Origin of the sequence: Polynucleobacter sp. 78F-HAINBA (genome assembly GCF_018882325.1) — a bacterium.
GTDB lineage: Bacteria > Pseudomonadota > Gammaproteobacteria > Burkholderiales > Burkholderiaceae > Polynucleobacter.
Window position 1 is genome coordinate 17521 of the sequence record NZ_JACVOQ010000011.1, and the last position, 20069, is coordinate 37589.

Annotated in this window: 15 protein-coding genes; 6 read left to right on the forward strand and 9 right to left on the reverse strand. The window is 48.4% G+C overall.

What is annotated here, in order from left to right:
* Window positions 1-39: 39 nt before the first annotated feature.
* Together ICN11_RS09655 and ICN11_RS09660 are read right to left on the reverse strand one after the other, a co-directional pair.
* Window positions 40-1542, reverse strand: coding sequence for a tripartite tricarboxylate transporter permease (locus ICN11_RS09655; RefSeq protein WP_216230210.1), 1503 nt, complete (start codon window positions 1540-1542; stop codon window positions 40-42).
* A gap of 19 nt (window positions 1543-1561) precedes the next feature.
* Window positions 1562-2023, reverse strand: a complete 462-nt coding sequence (locus tag ICN11_RS09660) for a tripartite tricarboxylate transporter TctB family protein (protein ID WP_216230211.1) — start codon at window positions 2021-2023, stop codon at window positions 1562-1564.
* A gap of 123 nt (window positions 2024-2146) precedes the next feature.
* Here ICN11_RS09660 and alaS point away from each other — a divergent pair, with 123 nt between their 5' ends.
* Together alaS and ICN11_RS09670 are read left to right on the forward strand one after the other, a co-directional pair.
* The gene (alaS, locus tag ICN11_RS09665) at window positions 2147-4771 is read left to right on the forward strand and encodes an alanine--tRNA ligase (protein WP_216230212.1); all 2625 of its coding nucleotides are present in this window, start codon (window positions 2147-2149) and stop codon (window positions 4769-4771) included.
* 8 nt (window positions 4772-4779) lie between these two features.
* Window positions 4780-5007 (forward strand): sulfurtransferase TusA family protein, encoded by a 228-nt coding sequence (locus ICN11_RS09670; protein WP_114692512.1) that lies wholly within the window; start codon window positions 4780-4782, stop codon window positions 5005-5007.
* Window positions 5008-5097: 90 nt separating this feature from the next.
* Here ICN11_RS09670 and galU read toward each other — a convergent pair whose 3' ends face one another.
* Window positions 5098-5982 carry a UTP--glucose-1-phosphate uridylyltransferase GalU gene (galU, locus tag ICN11_RS09675; protein ID WP_216230213.1) on the reverse strand — a complete coding sequence of 295 codons (885 nt, stop codon included), beginning with the start codon at window positions 5980-5982 and terminating at the stop codon, window positions 5098-5100.
* Between the two features lie 28 nt (window positions 5983-6010).
* Complete coding sequence (locus tag ICN11_RS09680; RefSeq protein WP_216230214.1) at window positions 6011-8902, reverse strand: valine--tRNA ligase; 2892 nt, start codon at window positions 8900-8902, stop codon at window positions 6011-6013.
* 24 nt (window positions 8903-8926) lie between these two features.
* Here ICN11_RS09680 and ICN11_RS09685 point away from each other — a divergent pair, with 24 nt between their 5' ends.
* Window positions 8927-11314, forward strand: coding sequence for a UvrD-helicase domain-containing protein (locus tag ICN11_RS09685; protein ID WP_216230215.1), 2388 nt, complete (start codon window positions 8927-8929; stop codon window positions 11312-11314).
* 8 nt (window positions 11315-11322) lie between these two features.
* On the opposite strand, the gene ICN11_RS09690 is transcribed toward ICN11_RS09685, so the two are convergent.
* From ICN11_RS09690 to ICN11_RS09700, 3 genes are read right to left on the reverse strand one after another with little or no spacing between them, the layout of a single operon-like run.
* Entirely contained in the window at window positions 11323-12105 is a 783-nt protein-coding gene (locus tag ICN11_RS09690) for a BPSS1780 family membrane protein (RefSeq protein ID WP_216230216.1), read from the reverse strand.
* Window positions 12102-13079, reverse strand: coding sequence for a homoserine kinase (locus ICN11_RS09695; RefSeq protein WP_216230217.1), 978 nt, complete (start codon window positions 13077-13079; stop codon window positions 12102-12104). Before ICN11_RS09695 ends, ICN11_RS09690 begins: the two co-directional genes overlap by 4 nt.
* 9 nt (window positions 13080-13088) lie before the next feature.
* Window positions 13089-13496: a hypothetical protein gene (locus ICN11_RS09700; RefSeq protein WP_255539932.1), complete on the reverse strand. Its 408-nt coding sequence runs from the start codon at window positions 13494-13496 to the stop codon at window positions 13089-13091.
* Between the two features lie 81 nt (window positions 13497-13577).
* On the opposite strand from ICN11_RS09700, the gene polA reads away from it, so the two are divergent.
* Genes polA through ICN11_RS09715 form a run of 3 tightly spaced genes read left to right on the forward strand, consistent with a single transcriptional unit; the run spans window position 13578 to window position 18097 of the window.
* Entirely contained in the window at window positions 13578-16406 is a 2829-nt protein-coding gene (gene polA, locus ICN11_RS09705) for a DNA polymerase I (RefSeq protein ID WP_216230218.1), read from the forward strand.
* 15 nt (window positions 16407-16421) lie between these two features.
* The gene (locus ICN11_RS09710) at window positions 16422-17318 is read left to right on the forward strand and encodes a dienelactone hydrolase family protein (protein ID WP_370623623.1); all 897 of its coding nucleotides are present in this window, start codon (window positions 16422-16424) and stop codon (window positions 17316-17318) included.
* Window positions 17319-17323: 5 nt separating this feature from the next.
* Window positions 17324-18097, forward strand: coding sequence for a ZIP family metal transporter (locus ICN11_RS09715; RefSeq protein ID WP_216179754.1), 774 nt, complete (start codon window positions 17324-17326; stop codon window positions 18095-18097).
* Here ICN11_RS09715 and ICN11_RS09720 read toward each other — a convergent pair.
* Window positions 18094-18924 (reverse strand): sulfurtransferase, encoded by an 831-nt coding sequence (locus ICN11_RS09720; RefSeq protein WP_216230219.1) that lies wholly within the window; start codon window positions 18922-18924, stop codon window positions 18094-18096. The genes ICN11_RS09715 and ICN11_RS09720 overlap by 4 nt on opposite strands.
* A 36-nt stretch (window positions 18925-18960) precedes the next feature.
* Window positions 18961-20067, reverse strand: coding sequence for an aromatic ring-hydroxylating dioxygenase subunit alpha (locus tag ICN11_RS09725; RefSeq protein WP_216230220.1), 1107 nt, complete (start codon window positions 20065-20067; stop codon window positions 18961-18963).
* Window positions 20068-20069: the final 2 nt, after the last annotated feature.

Consider the following 20069-nt stretch of genomic DNA (forward strand, 5'->3'; position numbering starts at 1 on the left):
CAAACTGCTGCGGGCTCGTTTCTGGGAAGCGTTCGAGAATTAATCTTCTACGAAAGCCTCTTCACGGGTTTTCTTAACCGCAGGCAGAGCCACGATCACAACCAAGAGGGCCGCTGCGATGAGCAGGCCTAGAGATAGTGGGCGGGTTACGAATGTTGAGAAATCACCGCGTGACAACAATAGAGCGCGACGGAAGTTCTCTTCCATCATTGGTCCGAGCACGAAGCCGAGCAGCAATGGAGGGGGTTCGCAACCGAGTTTGAAGAATAAGTAACCAATCAAGCCAAAGCCCGCAGTTACATAAACATCAAATACCGCGTTATTTACGGTGTAAACGCCGATACAGCAGAACACCAGAATCGCTGGGTAGAGGAAGCGATAAGGAATCTTCAAGAGCTTTACCCAAATACCAATGAGTGGCAAGTTCAAGAGAATCAACATCACGTTACCAATCCACATGGATGCGATCAGACCCCAGAACAAAGCTGGGTTGCTGGTCATCACTTGTGGGCCTGGCTGAATGTTATGAATCGTCATCGCACCAACCATCAAAGCCATTACCGCGTTTGGTGGGATACCCAAAGTGAGCAATGGAATGAAGGAGGTTTGAGCGGCAGCATTGTTAGCTGCTTCAGGACCTGCTACACCTTCAATCGCACCTTTACCAAACTCATGGCTGTACTTGGAAGATTTCTTTTCAACTGAGTAAGCGCCAAACGCTGCCAAAGCCGCACCGCCGCCTGGCAGAATTCCCAAAATTGAGCCGATGGTAGTACCGCGCAAAATGGATGGAACCATGCGCTTGATATCTTGCTTGGTGGGAACCATGCTGGTGAGCTTATTGAGGAAGCCCTCGTCGTCACCAGTCTTTTCAAGGTTGCCCATGATTTCCGCAAAACCAAATACACCCATTGCAACGGCTACGAAACCAATGCCGTCACTCAATTCAGGGATGTCAAATGCATACCGAGATACACCCGAGTTCACGTCAGTACCAATCAAGCCCATCAAGAGACCCAGGATGATCATGCCGATCGCCTTGATCAAAGAGCCTGAGGCTAGAACAACCGCACCAATTAACCCTAAAATCATTAGGGAAAAGTATTCGGCGGGACCAAACTTAAAGGCAAGCTGAGACAGTGGGGCAGCAAAAGCAGCCAAAACCAATGTAGCTACGCAACCAGCAAAGAAGGAGCCCATGCCGGCAGTAAAGAGCGCTACGCCCGCTCGACCATTTCTGGCCATTTGGTAGCCATCAATCGCCGTCACCACCGAGGACGTTTCCCCTGGGATATTGAGCAAAATTGCAGTTGTAGAGCCGCCATACTGGGAGCCGTAGTAAATACCAGCCAACATGATCAAGGCAGCGATTGGAGGCAATGCATAGGTCGCTGGCAATAGCATCGCAATTGTTGCGATTGGGCCTAAGCCTGGCAAAACACCAATCAAGGTACCCAAAATACAGCCAATAAGGCAATACATGAGGTTTTGTAAAGTAAAGGCGGTATCAAAACCGAGGGCTAAGTTAGCAAATAAATCCATTTTTCAGAGTCCCGGTTCGTTATTGTTGTAGGAATACAGGCAGGAGTGGGAACTGAAGCTTGAGACCCACAACAAACACTGAATAGGTAAAGATTACTAGGAAGCCCGCGTTCAGCAGGGAGCCTTTCCAGGTGAACTCTTTGCTAGCACTGGCGGAAACGAGCACCAAGACCACTACAGCCACCAAGAAGCCCATACGTGGGAGAAGTAGGCCATAGAGCACCACAGAGCCTGTGATTTGAGCCATGATCTTCCAGTTGAACTTCGGGATGGACTCAATTGCAGCTTTAGCGCCCATGGACTTAATAAGAACCAAAAGCCCCAATAAGGTCATCAGAATGCCAAGATAAAAAGGGAAGTAACCTGGCCCCATTTTGGCGGCAGTGCCCATTGGGTACTGCGTGGCTACTACTGTAAAAAAGAGGCCGATAACCATGTACATGATTCCAGCGCCAAAATCCCGTTGATTGCGAATTTTCAAGTTGAGCTCCTTATATCGACTTAAATGCCGATCTATTTATTGATGTTACGGGATTGTAAGGCAGGATTGTGGTGCTTTGCCTAGGGTTTGCCCCCGACTAGTGCCAATGCGATAATTATTCGCATGAAAGTCTCCCAAATTCGCCAGGCGTACCTGGACTACTTCGCCCAAAAAGGCCACCAAATTGTTCCTTCCAGCCCTGTGGTGCCTGGAGATGACCCTACCCTGTTATTTACCAATGCAGGGATGAACCAATTTAAGGACGTATTTTTAGGCTTTGATAAGCGCTCTTATAACCGCGCCACAACCGCCCAGAAATGTATTCGTGCCGGTGGCAAACACAATGACTTGGATAACGTCGGCTATACAGCGCGTCATCACACCTTCTTTGAAATGTTGGGTAACTTCTCTTTTGGGGATTACTTCAAGAAAGATGCCATTCAGTTTGCCTGGGGCTTATTAACAGAAGTATTTAAGCTGCCAGAAGAAAAGCTGCTCGTTACCGTCTATGCGGAAGACGATGAGGCTTATGAAATTTGGAATAAGCAAATCGGTGTTCCGGCAGAGCGCATTATTCGCATCGGCGATAACAAGGGTGCTCGTTACGCTTCAGATAATTTCTGGATGATGGGTGATACAGGCCCATGCGGTCCTTGTACTGAAATCTTCTATGACCATGGCCCCCATATTGCCGGTGGTCCTCCGGGAAGCCCTGATGAAGATGGTGATCGCTACATTGAGATCTGGAATAACGTATTCATGCAGTTCAATCGTGATGAAGCGGGCAATATGCATCCATTGCCTAAGCCTAGCGTAGATACCGGCATGGGTCTTGAGCGTATTGCCGCAGTTCTGCAGCACGTGCACTCTAACTATGAGATCGATCTCTTTGTTAACTTGCTCAAAGCGGCTAAGGAAGCTGTTGATGCGGCCGGTGGTGAGAATTGCGATCCAGCGAGCCCATCACTTAAAGTCATTGCAGACCATATTCGTGCTTGTAGTTTTATCGTAGTAGATGGCGTGATTCCGGGTAATGCTGGTCGTGGCTATGTTCTACGTCGCATCACACGTCGTGCAATTCGCCATGGGTACAAATTGGGCGCACGCAAACCGTTTTTCTATCAACTCGTTCCCGCGCTTGTAAAAGAAATGGGTCTGGCCTATCCCGAGTTGCAAGCAGCAAAAGATAAAGTGAGTGATGTGATCAAGCAGGAAGAAGAGCGTTTCTTTCAGACGATTGCTAACGGTATGGAAATCTTGGAGGGCGCACTTGCTGGTGGCGCCAAGACGGTTGATGGTGAAACCGCCTTCCGTTTGCATGACACCTTTGGTTTCCCATTGGACCTGACTGCGGACGTGTGCCGCGAGCGTGATGTCACGGTGGATGCTGAAGGCTTTGATTTGGCAATGCAAAAGCAGCGCGATCAAGCAAGAGCAGCCGGTAAGTTCAAGGTAGCTCAAGGCTTAGAGTATTCCGGTAAGCCAACTCAGTTCCATGGCTACGACACCTTGAAACATGACGGCGCCAAAGTAACTGCACTCTATGTTGATGGCTCTGCTGTGCAGTCCGTCAAAGCTGGCGATGCCGCTGTGATCGTTTTGGATAACACCCCTTTCTATGCTGAGTCTGGTGGACAGGTTGGCGATAAGGGTGAGTTACGCAATGAAGCAGTGCGCTTTGCAGTTGAAGACACTTTCAAGATTCAAGCCGATGTTTTTGGTCATCAAGGTGAAGTACAAGAGGGCGAACTCAAGGTAGGCGATGCAATCAACGCCTTGGTGGATATCGAACAAAGAACTGAAACGATGCGTAACCACAGTGCTACGCATATTTTGCATAAAGCATTGCGTGAAGTATTGGGTGACCATGTGCAGCAAAAAGGCTCTTTGGTTGATGCTAGCAAAACCCGTTTTGACTTTACTCATAACGCACCTATTACCGCACAAGAAATTCGCCGGATAGAAGATATTGTGAATGCCGAGATCCTCGCTAATACTGCGACCTCTGGAAAAGTAATGTCTTTGGATGATGCACAAAAGACTGGCGCCATGATGCTCTTCGGTGAGAAGTATGGTGACGAGGTGCGCGTTCTAGAAATCGGTAGTTCTAAAGAGTTATGTGGCGGCACTCACGTTGGCCGTACTGGCGACATCGGTAGCTTAAAGATTGTTTCTGAAGGTGGTGTTGCAGCCGGCATCCGTCGCGTTGAGGCGGTCACTGGTAGAAACGCATTGAACTTCCTCCAAGGCTTAGAAGATAAGATTAACGAGGCAGCGACGATCCTCAAAACCCATCCGGGTGATTTGGTGAATCGTGTAGCCCAGCTTCAAGAAAGTTTGCGTCAGGCTGAACGTGAGTTGGATAAAGTCAATTCCAAACTCGCTGCTAGCCAAGGTGATGAATTGGCGACACAAGCAATCGATGTCAATGGTCTGAAAGTATTAGCAGCGCGCTTGGATGGTGCTGATGCGCAAGTTCTTCGCGAAACCATGGACGCCTTAAAAGCAAAACTAAAAACAGCCGCCATTGTCTTGGCTTCTGTGCAGGGCGATAAGGTGAGTTTGATTGCTGGCGTAACTGCGGATTCGATTGCCAAAGTAAAGGCAGGCGACCTGGTGAACTTTGTGGCTCAGCAAGTGGGCGGTAAAGGCGGAGGCAAGCCAGAGATGGCGATGGCTGGCGGCACCGATCCTAGTAAGTTGGGCGCGGCTTTGGCTGGCGTTAAAGACTGGGTGGCTTCTAAGTGAGCGATGCCATCCAATTCAATCTCGAGGTAGATGCGATTGGCATGAACTGCCCGCTCCCAATTTTACGTACCAAGAAAGCTTTAGCCACAATGCAGTCTGGAGAAGTGCTCAAAGTAAAGGCAACGGATTCTGGTGCAGCTCATGACTTTCCTGCATTTGCTAAACAGACTGGTAATGAGCTCTTGTCCAGTACAACTGAAGGTGATGTATTGGTTTTCTTTCTCAAGAGAAGATAAGACGCACTAAAACTCTCAGTACCAAAGAAAAAGGCAGAAAGTGATTTCTGCCTTTTTTGTTTTTATCTCCCGGGAGATGGGTGGCGAGACTTAAGTTAAAGAGCGGCTCTTTAAATACGCTGCAAACTCAGTGCTTACCTCAGGGTGGCGCAAAGCAAACTCTACTGAAGCCTTGAGATAGCCTAGCTTACTTCCGCAGTCGTAGCGCACGCCATCGTATTCATAAGCAAATACTGGTTCTTCTTTAAGCAATGAAGCAATGGCGTCAGTCAGCTGAATTTCGCCACCAGCACCTGGCTTGAGGTTGCGAATGTGGTTGAAGATATCCGAGGACAAGACATAGCGACCTACTACCGCTAGATTAGATGGTGCATCCTTTGGTTGTGGTTTTTCAACGATGCCATCTAAACGATAGATTCCTTTAGATACTTCCGTGCCAGAAATAATTCCGTATGAGCTGCTTTTCGATGGATCAATTTTTTCTACCGCCAAGACTGAACCATTCTGCTCATCAAATACTTTGAGCATCTGCTTGAGGACAGGTGGCTGGCCATCTAGCAAGTCGTCCGCCAGGATGATGGCGAAGGGCTCGTCACGAACAAGCTTTTCTGCACATAAAACTGCATGACCTAAGCCTAGGGCCTCGGGTTGGCGAACATACACGCAATCGACATGGCTTGGTTTTACGCTACGAACAATCTCCAGAAGAGCCTGCTTATTTTTTGCTTCGAGCTCAGCCTCTAATTCATAGGCCTTATCAAAGTGATCTTCAATCGCTCGTTTGCTACGGCCAGTAACGAAAATCATTTCAGTAATGCCGGCGGCAATCGCTTCCTCAACCGCATACTGAATGAGGGGTTTATCCACTACATTGAGCATTTCCTTTGGGCTAGCCTTGGTGGCTGGCAAGAAACGGGTTCCTAGTCCAGCAACAGGGAAGACGGCTTTGGTAACGGCTTTAGTGCTTAATGGCATGGCAATTCCGATCAGTTTTATTGCTGCTTTATTTCAGTCGCTCTAATTGTGCAACAAGCTTCTCATGGTTTTGCTCAAAGCCAGCAAGACGTTGCTTTTCTTGCGCAACAACCTCTTCTGGGGCGCGAGCCACAAAGCTTTCATTTCCAAGCTTGCTGCGTGCTTTAGTGATTTCATTTGCTAAGCGCTCAATTTCTTTGCTTAGACGAATTCTTTCAGCCGCCACGTCAACTTCAATCTTTAAGAGTAGCTTGAGATTGCCAACTAAGGCCATCGGTGCGCCTGGGGCATCTTTTTCTAAAGCCGACTCGTCATCGTAGATTTTGACTTCAGATAATTTGGCCAATGCAGTTAAATATGGACTTGCCTTTTTCAAGAAATCTTGCGGTCCACTAATCCAGAGGGGTACTTTGAGTGCGGGTGAGACCTGCATCTCGCCACGCAGATTACGGCAAGCATCCACAATCGATTTAATTTGGGCAACCCAAGCTTCGCTTTGCTCATCAACCTTATCGAGTTGAGCAACGGGATAGGGCTGCAGGGCAATCGTTTGCTTATCTTGCTTAGCCAACTCTTTACCAACCTTGGGTCCAACGGTTTGCCAGAGGGTTTCAGTGATAAATGGAATTAGTGGATGCGCCATGCGCAAGATCGTTTCTAAAACGCGTAGCAGCGTGCGACGAGTGGCGCGTTGTTGTGCGGGTGTACCAGTCTGTAACTGAACCTTTGCTAATTCCAAGTACCAATCGCAATACTCATCCCAAACAAATTGATAAATACTGGTGGCGATATTGTCAAAGCGATAGTTTTGGAAACCCTTGGCAACATCAGCTTCCGTTCTTTGCAATAAAGAAACAATCCATTTATCCGCTTCTGAAAAATCGAGATAACCTTCCGGGCCGCATTGGTTGTCGCACGGCGCAAAACCATTCTCTTCATCATTGCCAGGGCAGTTCATGAGAACGAAGCGAGTAGCGTTCCATAGCTTGTTACAGAAGTTGCGATAACCTTCGCAGCGTTTCTGGTCAAAGTTAATGTTGCGACCCAGTGATGCGAGTGACGCGAAGGTAAAGCGCAAGGCATCCGTACCAAACGCGGGAATACCTTCCGGAAACTCTTTCTTGGTTTTCTTGCTGATACTTTCGGCTTGCTTCGGATTCATCAAGCCGGTGGTGCGCTTGGCAACTAAGTCTTCAATCTTGATGCCATCAATGAGGTCGATTGGATCCAAAGTGTTTCCTTTGGACTTACTCATCTTCTGGCCTTCTGCGTCACGTACTAAGCCGTGCACATAGACGGTATTGAACGGAACCTTGCCGGTGAAGTGGCAAGTCATCATGACCATTCTGGCGACCCAGAAGAAGATGATGTCAAAGCCAGTTACCAGTACTGAGGATGGTAGGAAGTGATTGAGGGCGGGCGTTTCTTCTGGCCAGCCTAATGAGCTAAATGGCACAAGTGCTGAGCTAAACCAGGTATCCAAAACATCAGGATCGCGATTCAGTTGCCCGTTATAACCAGCAGCAGCAGCCTTAGCTTTGGCTTCCTCTTCAGAGCGGGCTACAAAGATCTGACCATCATCGCCATACCAGGCGGGGATTTGATGGCCCCACCAGAGTTGGCGGGAGATACACCAGTCTTGAATATTTTCTAACCACTGTGTGTAAGTGCTAATCCAGTTTTCTGGAACGAGCTTGATGTCACCTTTGGTAACAGCATCTAAAGCAGCGCCAGCGATAGATGAGCCTGGTTGATATTTGTTATCAGGACTTGGCTTAGATACTGCAACAAACCATTGGTCAGTGAGCATTGGCTCAATGATGGTTTGAGTGCGATCGCCGCGTGGCACCATCAATTTATGTGGCTGTACTTTTTCTAATAAACCGGCAGCATCTAAATCGGCAACGATTTGTTTGCGTGCAGCAAAACGCTCAAGACCTTGATAAACAGCAGGCGCGTTTTCATTAATCTTGGCATCGAGAGTCAAAATATTAATGAGTGGCAATTGGTGGCGTTGTCCGACGGCATAGTCATTGAAGTCATGCGCAGGTGTCACTTTCACTACGCCAGTACCAAAAGCCAAATCAACATAGTCGTCCGCAATAATCGGAATCTCGCGATTGCAGAGTGGCAGTTGTACTGACTTACCAATGAGGTGTTTGTAGCGCTCGTCCTCTGGATTGACCATGACGGCAACGTCACCCAATAAGGTCTCCGGACGAGTGGTAGCAACGGTCAGGTGTCCAGAGCCATCTGCTAATGGATAGCGGATGTGCCACATGGAGCCATCTTCTTCTTCGCTCACTACTTCTAAATCTGATACTGCAGTTCCTAAAACGGGATCCCAGTTCACCAAACGTTTGCCGCGATAAATTAAGCCTTGCTCATGCAAACGAACAAACACTTCGACAACCGCTTTGGACATCTTGCTGTCCATTGTGAAATATTCTTTACCCCAATCAATCGAAGCGCCTAGGCGACGAATCTGACGTGTGATGGTGTTGCCGGAAGTTTCTTTCCACTCCCAGACTTTTTCTAAGAATTTCTCGCGACCTAAATCGTGACGAGAAACTTTCTGTGCATCGAGTTGGCGCTCAACAACGATTTGCGTTGCAATGCCAGCATGATCCGTACCTGGAACCCACAGAGTGTTTTTGCCGGACATACGGGCATGACGCACCAAGCCATCCATGATGGTTTGATTAAAGGCGTGACCCATATGTAGGGTGCCTGTCACATTCGGTGGCGGCAACTGAATCGAGAAATCTCCCTTGCCCTCATCTAGGGTGGCGTCGGCAATGCCTCGGCGTTCCCATTCCGGACCCCAATAAGCTTCAATTGGAGCGGGTTCGTAGGATTTGGCTAGTTCGTCTAAGGAGCTGGCCGCTGGTGAATTAGGGGTATTCGAAGCATTTGGCATAAGAGGCAAATTATAATTGGGGCGATGTACTCAGACCTACTCGCAAACCTTAATCCAGAACAACGCGAGGCAGTGACCCTCCCGCCAGTAAATGAAAATGGCCAGGCCCAGTCAGCCCTGATTTTGGCTGGTGCTGGTAGCGGAAAGACCCGCGTTCTCACGACCCGTATAGCTTGGTTGATCCAAACGGGTCAGGTTTCACCCATTGGCGTCCTGGCGGTGACCTTCACCAATAAGGCCGCCAAAGAGATGATGTTGCGCTTAAGCGCCATGTTGCCCATCAATACTCGGGGTATGTGGATTGGCACTTTCCACGGTCTTTGTAACCGTTTACTGCGTGCGCATCATAAAGAAGCAGGTTTGCCATCCACTTTTCAGATTTTGGACACCCAAGATCAGCTTTCCGCCATTAAGCGTCTTTTGAAGGGCTTAAAGGTCGATGATGAGAAATACCCCCCTAAGCAGTTGCAGTATTTCATTGCGCACGCCAAAGAGCGTGGTCAGCGCGCCAAAGAGTTATCCGCGGGGGATGACTTTCAGGCCAAGATGGCCCAGTTATACGAAGCCTACGATGAGCAGTGTCAACGCGAGGGCGTAGTCGACTTCGCTGAACTCTTATTACGCAGTTATGAATTGCTTAAACATAACGAAGCGATTCGGACGCATTACCAAGAGCGCTTCCGTCATATCTTGATTGATGAGTTCCAAGATACCAATGCCTTGCAATACGCTTGGCTCAAATTGCTCTCTGGCCATGATGCTAGTCGCATCAATGTCAGCGGCATGGGAAGTAGTGCAGTCTTCGCTGTGGGTGATGACGATCAAAGTATTTATGCTTTCCGTGGTGCAGACGTTGAGAACATGCGTCTCTATGAAAAGCAATATCACCCGATGATGGTTAAGCTTGAGCAAAACTACCGCTCGCATGGCCATATCCTTGATACGGCTAATTACCTCATCTCCAACAACACGGATCGTCTTGGCAAAAACCTACGCACCGATGCTGGGCATGGCGAGCCAGTCCGCATCTATGATGCGCCGAGCGATCACGCAGAAGCTGCTTGGCTCGTAGATGAAATCAAAGCACTAGTTAATAGCGGTATCAAGCGTACTGAAATTGCTTTGCTCTATCGCAGTAATGCTCAGTCACGCATCATCGAGCACGCCTTATTTTCTGCAGCGATTCCGTATCGTGTGTATGGTGGACTGCGCTTCTTCGAGCGTGCTGAGATTAAACACGCTTTGGCCTACCTTCGTCTTTTGGAAAATCCAAATGACGATACTTCTTTCTCACGTGTAGTAAATTTCCCGACACGCGGTATTGGTGCAAGATCGATTGAGGCTGTGCAAGATGCAGCGCGTGCGCAAAACAGCTCTTTGTATTTGGCGGCATCGACATTGGATGGCAAGGCGGGCGCAGCTCTAGGCGGCTTTGTGCGTTTGGTAGATCACATGCGTGAAGCTACTCGTCACAATACTTTGCCAGAGACGGTGGAGTTCGTCATTCAACATAGCGGTTTGATTCAACACTATCTTTCTGAGCGCGAAGGTCAAGACCGCGTAGAAAACTTACAGGAATTAATTAACGCTGCGACCGCATTTATTGCGGAAGAGGGTTATGGCCAAGATGCCACTGCCGCCACGCTACCGGGCGAGAATGCACCTGGCGTGGTGGAGGTCTCACCATTGGCAGCATTCCTCTCCCATGCATCGCTCGAGGCTGGTGATAACCAAGCTCAAGCTGGCCAAGACGCCGTTCAGTTGATGACAGTGCACTCCGCCAAAGGCTTAGAGTTCACCTCCGTATTTATTACTGGGCTAGAAGAAGGCCTGTTCCCGCATGAGAACAGCATCAATGAACAGAATGGTTTAGAAGAAGAGCGTCGCTTAATGTATGTTGCGATTACCCGCGCCAAGGAGCGTCTCTATCTCTCTCATACTCAGTCACGGATGCTGCATGGACAAGTGCGTTACAACATGCCTTCTCGCTTCTTGGAAGAGCTGCCATCGGATTCACTGAAGTGGCTTACTCCAAAAGTAAAAGATGCGCGCTGGGGTGGTGCTACTGGTGGGAATAGTGGTCGTTCAGGATCAACTTGGCAGGATGGCTACACGCGTCAGCGTGAGTTTGGATCGAATGACTTCTTTGATTCCGGTAATGAGCGTGAGCGACCTGCAAGACAAATTGGGCGCGTGGGCTCAGCTTCTACTTCCGTTACCCGAATGGCTTCACCACCGCGCGGAAACTATCCATTTACTATCGGACAGAATGTCTTTCATACCAAGTTTGGTGAGGGGCGTGTGACTGGCTTGGAGGGTAATGATGCGGATGCACGTGCTCAAGTGAACTTCAAGCGCCATGGTGTGAAATGGTTACAGCTCAGTATTGCTAAGCTTGCAGCGATAGACTAAGCAACCGCCTAAGCAATTAAGGTTGCTGATTCTTTTTCAGCAAAGCACGCTTTCCAAGTGGCAAAGAACGAGCAATGCATTACCGTCAATCCCGCCATGGAAATGGGGGCGATGATGAATGAGGCAGCTTGACCTAAATCTAGCGCATCAAAGATGGAGCCGATCGTTAAGGGAATGGCGATTAAGATTGCCCCCCAAATAGCGATATACAAAAAGAATGCACCACGATTGGCCCAGCAAGCGATAGCGCTAGAAAAGAGCGCCTGCGCTACCGGCATATCAGCCCAAGCAACGAGTACCGGAGAGAACCACATCAACATCGCTACAGGGATATACAGCAGGCCACCAAAAAAGAGAACCAGATAAATCTGACGAACTACTTCTGGGGAAATGGGCTTATCGTTCGTCATGAGCGGGATGAGCAATTCAAAATCCACCAACATGCTTAAGATAAAACTGAGCGCCAGAATAAGTGCTGCGTATACCAAGCCTAATTGCAGAATGCGTTTACGAATTAATGGCGAGGATTGCAGGGCAATGACATAGACCGATGGGCGAATACGTTCTTTTTGAATCGCTTGGCGACAGGCAGTCATAAAGCCAACCGACAAAGTGGGTGTGAGCAATAAAACGGCAAAAATACCAATCACTGGTACGAGCACTGCTAGCTGCGCCACAAATACATACATGAATACCAACATTAAAAAACCCAAAGGGTTTTGTTTGAACAGCCAAATGCCTTGACGTATCCAGGTGTAACCCTCTTTTGGGGCGACGGAGTTTAGTTTCATAATGCTTTGCGACTTAAGAGGATATTTTCAAAATGACGGGGGTCATGTGGCGTGAGCATTTGCGCATCACGTGGCAAGTAAAAATCCCACAGACGTGAAATCCAGAAGCGGAGAGCTGCAGCACGAATCATCAGGGGCCAGCTTGCCTGCTCTTCCTTGCTTAAGGGGCGAACAGACTGATACGCATCCATCAATGCCTGAAAGCGAGCAGGATCTAAGTCTTGTTTGTTTTCGGCAAGACACCAATCATTTGCAGTCACCGCCAAATCAAACAACCATTTATCTGTTCCGGCAAAATAAAAGTCAAAGAAGCCGCCAAGTTGGTCTTGAGAGCTATCGCTTGCGCCCTGAGGATCAAATAGCACGTTATCTCTAAACAGGTCGCAATGGCTTGCCCCTTGAGGCAGTGATGCATAAGCAGCAGAGGCAAAGAATTGTTCTTGAGTAGCAAGCTCATTCGTGAGTAATTCTTTTTGTGCATCACTTAAATGAGACAAGACTTGCGGAACTGTTTTTTGCCACCAAGACAGGCTGCGTAGATTTTCTTGAGTGTGTTTGAAATCACTACTGGCTAAGTGCATCTTTGCCAAGTTCTCACCAACTAAGGCGCAATGTTTTACTTCAGGTGCCAGTCTAGAGAGGCCTGGAAGCTTGCTCACAATTGCTGCAGGCTTACCTTTGAGGGTAAAAAGAATTTGCCCCTGTTTATTTTCAAGAGGCTTAGGTACTGCAATGCCCTTGTCAGCCAAGTGGCGCATTAACTCTAAATAGTACGGAAGTTGCTCTGCTGATAGCCTTTCAAAAATAGTCAGAACATATTCTTGTTTCTTGCCATCTTTTTCAGTGTCGAGAAAAAAATTGGAGTTCTCAATGCCACCATGAATTCCGCGAATATCGATGGCCCGCCCAATATCAAAATCATTTGAGATCCAGGCAGAGATATCGCTTAATTCAATGGGGGTGAAGACGGCCATGACTAGAAATTAAAAAGGGATGCTGATGCTCGGTACGCTGATCAGATCAGTTTCTTTGGGTACGCCAGGCATCACGGTTGCTGGAGGTGCCATTTCATAGTTGGTGTAGCGCGTCTTTACATCCACCTGCGTTGGTGAATTGGCATCTTTGTATTCAGTAACTTCAGTGCCGGTAGCTTCTTTGTGCTGAAAGCTGGGTTTACGAGCTTCAGGCGCATTTGTCGCTTGCGATGCGCTGACTGCAGGCGCTAAAGGCTGATTGTTAATACGCTGCAACTCAGATGGGCTTAGCGCTTGGGAATTATTTTGGGCGTGTGCTGAATTGAGGCCAAAAGAGGCAAAAGCCACAAAAAAGCTTGTCAGAACAAGGGTTTGGCTCAAAGAAGAGTGGAGTAAGTTAGTTAGAGCGTGCATCATTTTTCACCTTTTTAGGCCTCTTTTCAGGGGGATTTGAACCTGATCTGTAGGCAGTTAGCAACTAGATTGTACGATTGCGGTATGACTAAACATAGACTCTTGTTGGTAGACGGCTCTAGCTACCTCTATCGCGCCTTTCATGCCATGCCAGACCTCAGAAATGGGGCAGGCGACCCAACCGGGGCAATCTATGGGATGGTCAATATGATGCGCCGGGCTCGCTCGGAGCTCAAGGCTGACCATATTGCCTGTGTTTTCGATGCCAAAGGCAAGACTTTCCGGGATGAAATGTACTCTGAGTACAAGGCACACCGCTCCCCTATGCCGGAGGATTTGGTCAAGCAGATTGAGCCGATTCATGCCATGGTGAAGGCTTTGGGCTGGCCGGTATTGATGGTTTCTGGGGTTGAGGCTGATGACGTCATTGGCACATTGGCCTGCCAAGCCACTCAAGCTGGTTGGGAAACCATTATTTCTACTGGCGATAAAGATTTAGCTCAGTTGGTGAACTCATCCGTCATTTTGATTAATACGATGACCAATGAAAAACTGGATATTGATGGGGTCATTGCAAAATTCGGCGTCCCTCCCGAGCGCATCGTAGATTACCTTTCGATTATTGGCGATACGGTTGATAACGTACCAGGCGTTCCTAAGGCGGGTCCTAAAACAGCCAATAAATGGTTGGCTGAGTTTGGCGATTTAGATAACTTGATGGCGAATGCTGATCAAGTAAAAGGTGTTGTCGGTGAGAACCTGCGAGGCAGTTTGGAGTGGCTCCCACAGGCACGTCAACTCATCACCGTCAAAACGGATTGCGATTTATCTCCTCATCTTCCAGGATTAGATGACTTGCATGCAAAACCAGAAGATGCGCCTCTCCTACGAGAGTTGTTTGAACGTTATGCATTTAAAACTTGGTTGCGTGATGTTGAGAAGCAGTTGGGTGGAGCAGCTCCTGAAGCCGCAACTAGTTTTGATTTGGCGGGCAGCCCTATAAAAAATACTGCTGAAGAGAATGTAAAGGCCACGACCAAAAAGTTTGGCCCGACTGCTACAGAAGCGACTACCGCCTTATCTCAAGAAACAACGGATCTGCAAGGTGCGATTGCAAAGCGCTATGAATGCGTTGTCGATGAAGCGGCATTAGACCGCTGGATTAAAAAAATTGAAGGCGCCGAACTTACAGCGGTTGATACTGAGACTACGAGCTTAGATGCACTGGCTGCTGAGCTCGTGGGTATCTCGCTTTGTGTCACGCCTGGAGAGGCCTGCTACATCCCTGTGGCGCACCGTAATGGAGAAACTCAACTCAGTCGCGAATTGGTTTTAGCGCGCATGAAGCCTTGGTTAGAAAGCGCTTCGCATTTGAAAGTGGGGCAAAACCTCAAGTACGACAGCCACATCTTTGCGAACTACGACATTACTTTGCAGGGCATTGCGTTTGACACCATGCTGGAGTCTTACGTGTTGGAATCACATATGCCGCACAACATGGATAACTTAGCTGAGCGACATCTTGGCATGAAGACCATTAAGTATGAAGAGGTATGTGGCAAGGGTGTACATCAGATTGGCTTTGATCAAGTCGACCTGAAGATAGCTACAGACTACGCAGCAGAAGATGCGGACATTACTCTGCGCCTGCATTTAGCTTTGTGGCCGCAAATACAGGAGAGCCCAGGCCTTCTATATGTTTATGAAAATATTGAGATGCCAGCAATGCGCGTCCTTGGCATTATGGAGCGTAATGGGATTCGGATTGATTCAGGGCTGCTGTCTAAGCAGGGTCAAGAGGTTGGCAAACGTTTGCTAGCTTTAGAGGGCGAGATTCATCAGCTTGCCGGGCAACCTTTTAATATTCAATCACCCAAACAGATCGCAGAAATTTTATTTGGTCAGTTGGAGCTTCCGGTAATTAAAAAGACCCCATCGGGTGCACCATCAACCGATGAAGAGGTTTTGCAAAAACTAGCTGAAGACTATCCGCTACCTGCCCGTATTTTGGATTACCGCAGTCTTGCTAAATTGATGTCGACTTATATTGAGAAGCTACCACGCATGGCCGATCCTAAGACAGGACGAGTGCACACGAGCTTTTCTCAAGCGACAGCAGTGACGGGGCGTTTGGCTTCCAGCGATCCGAACTTGCAAAACATTCCCGTACGTACAGAAGAAGGCCGTCGTATTCGGGAGGCGTTCATTCCAGCTGAAGGCTGTAAGTTACTCTCGGCCGACTACTCTCAAATTGAATTGCGCATCATGGCGCACATTGCCGAAGATGAAAATTTATTAGCTGCATTTGCTGCCGGTAAGGACGTGCACCAAGCTACAGCTGCTGAGATTTTTGGTGTGCCACTGGAAAGCGTCAACTCAGAGCAGCGCCGTTATGCCAAAGTCATTAATTTTGGCCTGATCTATGGCATGAGCGCTTTTGGCTTGGCGGGTAACTTGGGTATTGAGCGTTCAGCAGCCCAAAATTACATCGCCAAATACTTTGATCGCTATCCAGGAGTTGCTCAATATATGGAGCGCACTCGCTTGGAGGCCAGAGAGAATGGCTACGTCGAGACGGTGTTTGGCCGACGTCTATGGTTGCCAGAGATTAAGGGCTCAAATGGCCCTCGTCGCCAAGGTGCGGAGCGTGCTGCGATCAATGCGCCAATGCAGGGAACGGCAGCTGACCTGATTAAGTTAGCCATGGTTGCTGTCGAGAACTGGCTAGAAAAAGAGCAACTCAAGACGCGTATGTTGCTTCAGGTGCATGATGAATTGGTATTTGACGTACCCTTGGATGAGTTGGAGCTCCTGCAGGCAAAGCTACCGGATTTGATGTGCAAGGTGGCTGATCTAAAGGTTCCTTTGGTGGTTGGCATTGGGATTGGCGATAATTGGGAAGAAGCGCACTAAATCAGGAGACTAAAAATGACAATGAAAAAAGATCAAGATTCAAAAATAGTGTCTAGTGATAGAAGGGGTTTTATGAAAGCCTCTGCCATTACCGCCACAACTATGGGTATTGGCTTTGTTGCTGCTTCTGAGCCGGTCTTAGCTGCGGCGATTGAGACAGACTTTGTCGGTATTAAAGCTGGCGAGCAAATGATTCCGGTTGGAAGCTTTCAGTTGCCTGCATATGTTTCTCGTCCAGAGAAGGCCAAAGGCAATTTGCCAATCGTAATTATTGCTAGCGAAATTTTCGGTGTGCACGAATACATTGCTGATGTCACGCGTCGTTTTGCAAAATTAGGTTACTTGGCTATTGCCCCAGAATTTTTTACTCGAGCTGGTGATCCAAATACCTACGGCACGATTGCTGAGATTCAGAAAAATATTGTTGCACCAACTACGGATATACAAGTGCTGAATGATTTGCAGGCAGCTATTCAGTGGGCAGGCAAAAATGGCGGTGATTTGAAAAAAGTGGGCGTCACTGGATTTTGTTGGGGCGGCCGCATTACTTGGCTCTCAGCCACGCTGCCTCAGGTTAAGGCTGGTGTTGCTTGGTATGGCCGCGTCATTGGTGAAAAAACAGAAGGCAATCCGCGCCATCCAGTGGATATCGCTGCTGATCTAAAGGCGCCTGTGCTGGGCTTGTATGGCGGCGCTGATACTGGTATCTCCTTAGAGAGTGTTGAGCAAATGCGTCAAGCGCTTGCAAAAGCAGCTCCAAAAAATCCAGCGGCGAAAGCTTGTCGTTTTGAAATCTACCCTGATGCACCGCACGCCTTCCATGCTGACTACCGCGCTACTTATCGCGAAGGTCCCGCTAAAGACGGCTGGGAAAAGTGCATTGCCTGGTTTAAACAAAACGGAGTTGCATAATTTATATGTCAGTACTGCAAAGCATCTTGTTGGTCACAGCGCTAGCGGGAACCGCTAGCGTTCTCGTTGCTGCAAGCTTCTCTTTGTCTTTGCTCTCAAAGATGGTTCACAGCATGGTTAGTGTGTCAGTTGGTATTTTGCTGGCTACTGCTTTGCTACATTCTCTGCCAGAGGCATTTACGATGGCGGGCGCGAGCCCTCAGTTGCTATTTGCTACTTTGCTTGCAGGGCTCTTAGGCTTTTTCTTGCTTGAGAAAATTGCATTACTACGCCACAGTCACCACCATGAGGGAGATGGCCACGGACATCATCACGGTCATGATGCTGAAGTTGCGGGTCGTAGTGGTTGGATGATTTTGGTCGGCGACGGCCTGCACAATTTTGTTGATGGTGTTTTGATTGCTGCAGCATTCATGGCTGATTATCAAGTTGGCATCTTTACTGCGATTGCCATCATTGCTCACGAGATCCCACAGGAGATTGGGGATTTCATCGTATTGCTCAATGCCGGATTCTCTCGAACTCGCGCATTGATGTACAACTTCATTTGTGGTTTGTCTGCGGTAGTGGGCGGCGTACTTGCTTACTTCTTCTTGGAGAAAGCTCATGCAGCAATGCCATATTTACTCGTGATTGCATCCAGTAGCTTTATTTACATTGCGGTGAGCGATCTCATTCCGCAAATGCATCGGCGCCCACATTGGGCTGAGTCTTTACGTCAAACGATTTTGATTGCTTGCGGCGTCGGCTTTGTAATCCTGCTCTCGCTGCTGCATTAAAGCGCTACTGGCCGGCTTGGATCGGCACACCATTCGCTCCAACTACCTGCATATACGCGCGAACCCTTGAGGCCGGCGATTTCCATAGCGAGTAGGTTATGGCAGGCCGTTACTCCAGAGCCACACTGGTGAATTACTTCCGAGGGTTTGGTGGCTCCCAGGAGACCATGAAAATCTTTGAATAACTGCTCCGCAGATTTGAATGATTTACCAGTGAGATTTTCCCTAAAGCAGTAATTGATTGCGTTGGGAATATGCCCACCAACTGGATCTAATGTTTCGTTCTGACCATGAAAGCGATCGTTTGCGCGAGCGTCAACAACGACATTGATTTTGGCTTGAAGATTGTGAGTAACCTCTTCTACCGTCACCAAGCCAACATAAGGCATGCTTGGCACTGGAGCACTTGTAGCCTGAGGCTGGCGTGGCAGGGTGCCGATTGGCCCATTCCAAGCATCTAGACCACCATCCAATACTTGAACATTAGCATGACCAGTAGCTTTGAGCATCCACCATAAGCGGCTGGCGTATACAGAGCCTTGATTGTCGTAGGCGATCACCAAAGTTTTTGAATCCATTCCTAAGCGGGATTTTGTTTGTGCCCAGGCTTCAGGAGTTGGCAGTGGGTGACGACCATTTTTGCCAGTCTTGGCGCCAGATAAATCGTGATCCAGATCGACGTAGATTGCGCCGGGGATATGACCCTCTAAATAAGACTTTCTGCCTGCGAGTGGGTCAACTAAATCAAAGCGGCAATCACACAGCAAAACATTCTCGCCACTATTGAGGATTTCTTCTAACTGGTTTGCAGTAATGAGAGGCGTCATGATGGCTTCCTGATGTGGGCGATGGGTATTACTGGATTATGCGCCTTGATAGTTCATGGCACGGCGGTACCATTCATGGAAATGCTGCATGCCGTCTTCCATCGGGCTTTGGTATGGCCCCACTTCATTTTGACCGCGCGCTAATAGGGCGGCGCGACCAGCATCCATGCGTTCTGCAATCTCATCATCTTCGATGCAAGTTTCCATATAGGCTGCACGTTCTGCCTCTACAAACTCGCGCTCAAAAAGGGCAATCTCTTCTGGGTAATAGAACTCAACCACATTGCGTGTCTTGTTCGGACCCATTGGGTGCAGGGTAGAAACGCATAAAACACCTGGGTACCACTCCACCATCACATTGGGATAGTAGGTCAGCCAGATGGCACCATGACGTGGTGTCTTGCCTTCATGGTGGCGCAATACCGCTTCATGCCACTTTTGGTAAACCGGTGAGCCAGGCTTCTCTAAGTTTTTATGAATGCCCACAGTTTGTACGCTGTGCCAGTCTCCGAATTCCCAACGTAAGTCTTCACAAGAAACAAACTTACCTAAACCTGGATGAAATGGAACGACGTGATAGTCCTCAAGGTAGACCTCGATAAAAGTCTTCCAGTTGTAATTACATTCGTGGACTTCAACGTGATCGAGAACATAACCTTCAAAATTAAGATCATCAGCTACGCCGAGTTTGGCTAGATCAGTGCGTACATCACGCGGACCTTCAAATAAGAGCCCTTGCCAATTCTGTAAAGGCGATTTGCCTAAATTGAGGCAAGGCTTATCTTCAAAATGGGGTGCACCTAAGAGCTGACCATTTAAATCGTAGGTCCAGCGATGCAAGGGGCAAACGATGTTGTCTGCCTTACCTCTGCCATTAAGCATGAGTGCTTGGCGATGACGGCAGACATTGGAAAGAAGTTCAACGCCTTGGGAATTTCGAACCAGCAGGCGCCCTTCGTTTTCTGAGGTCAAGGTTTGATAAGAGCCAAGCTCAGGAACCATGAGTTCGTGACCAACATAGCCTGGGCCCTGCTTAAAAAGCAGTTCGATTTCACGCTGATAGAGATCAACGTCAAAATAGGCCGAAACCGGCAGTTGTAAATTGGACGGCGCAAGCTGCTGCGCGGTAGCCAGATTAGTCATTC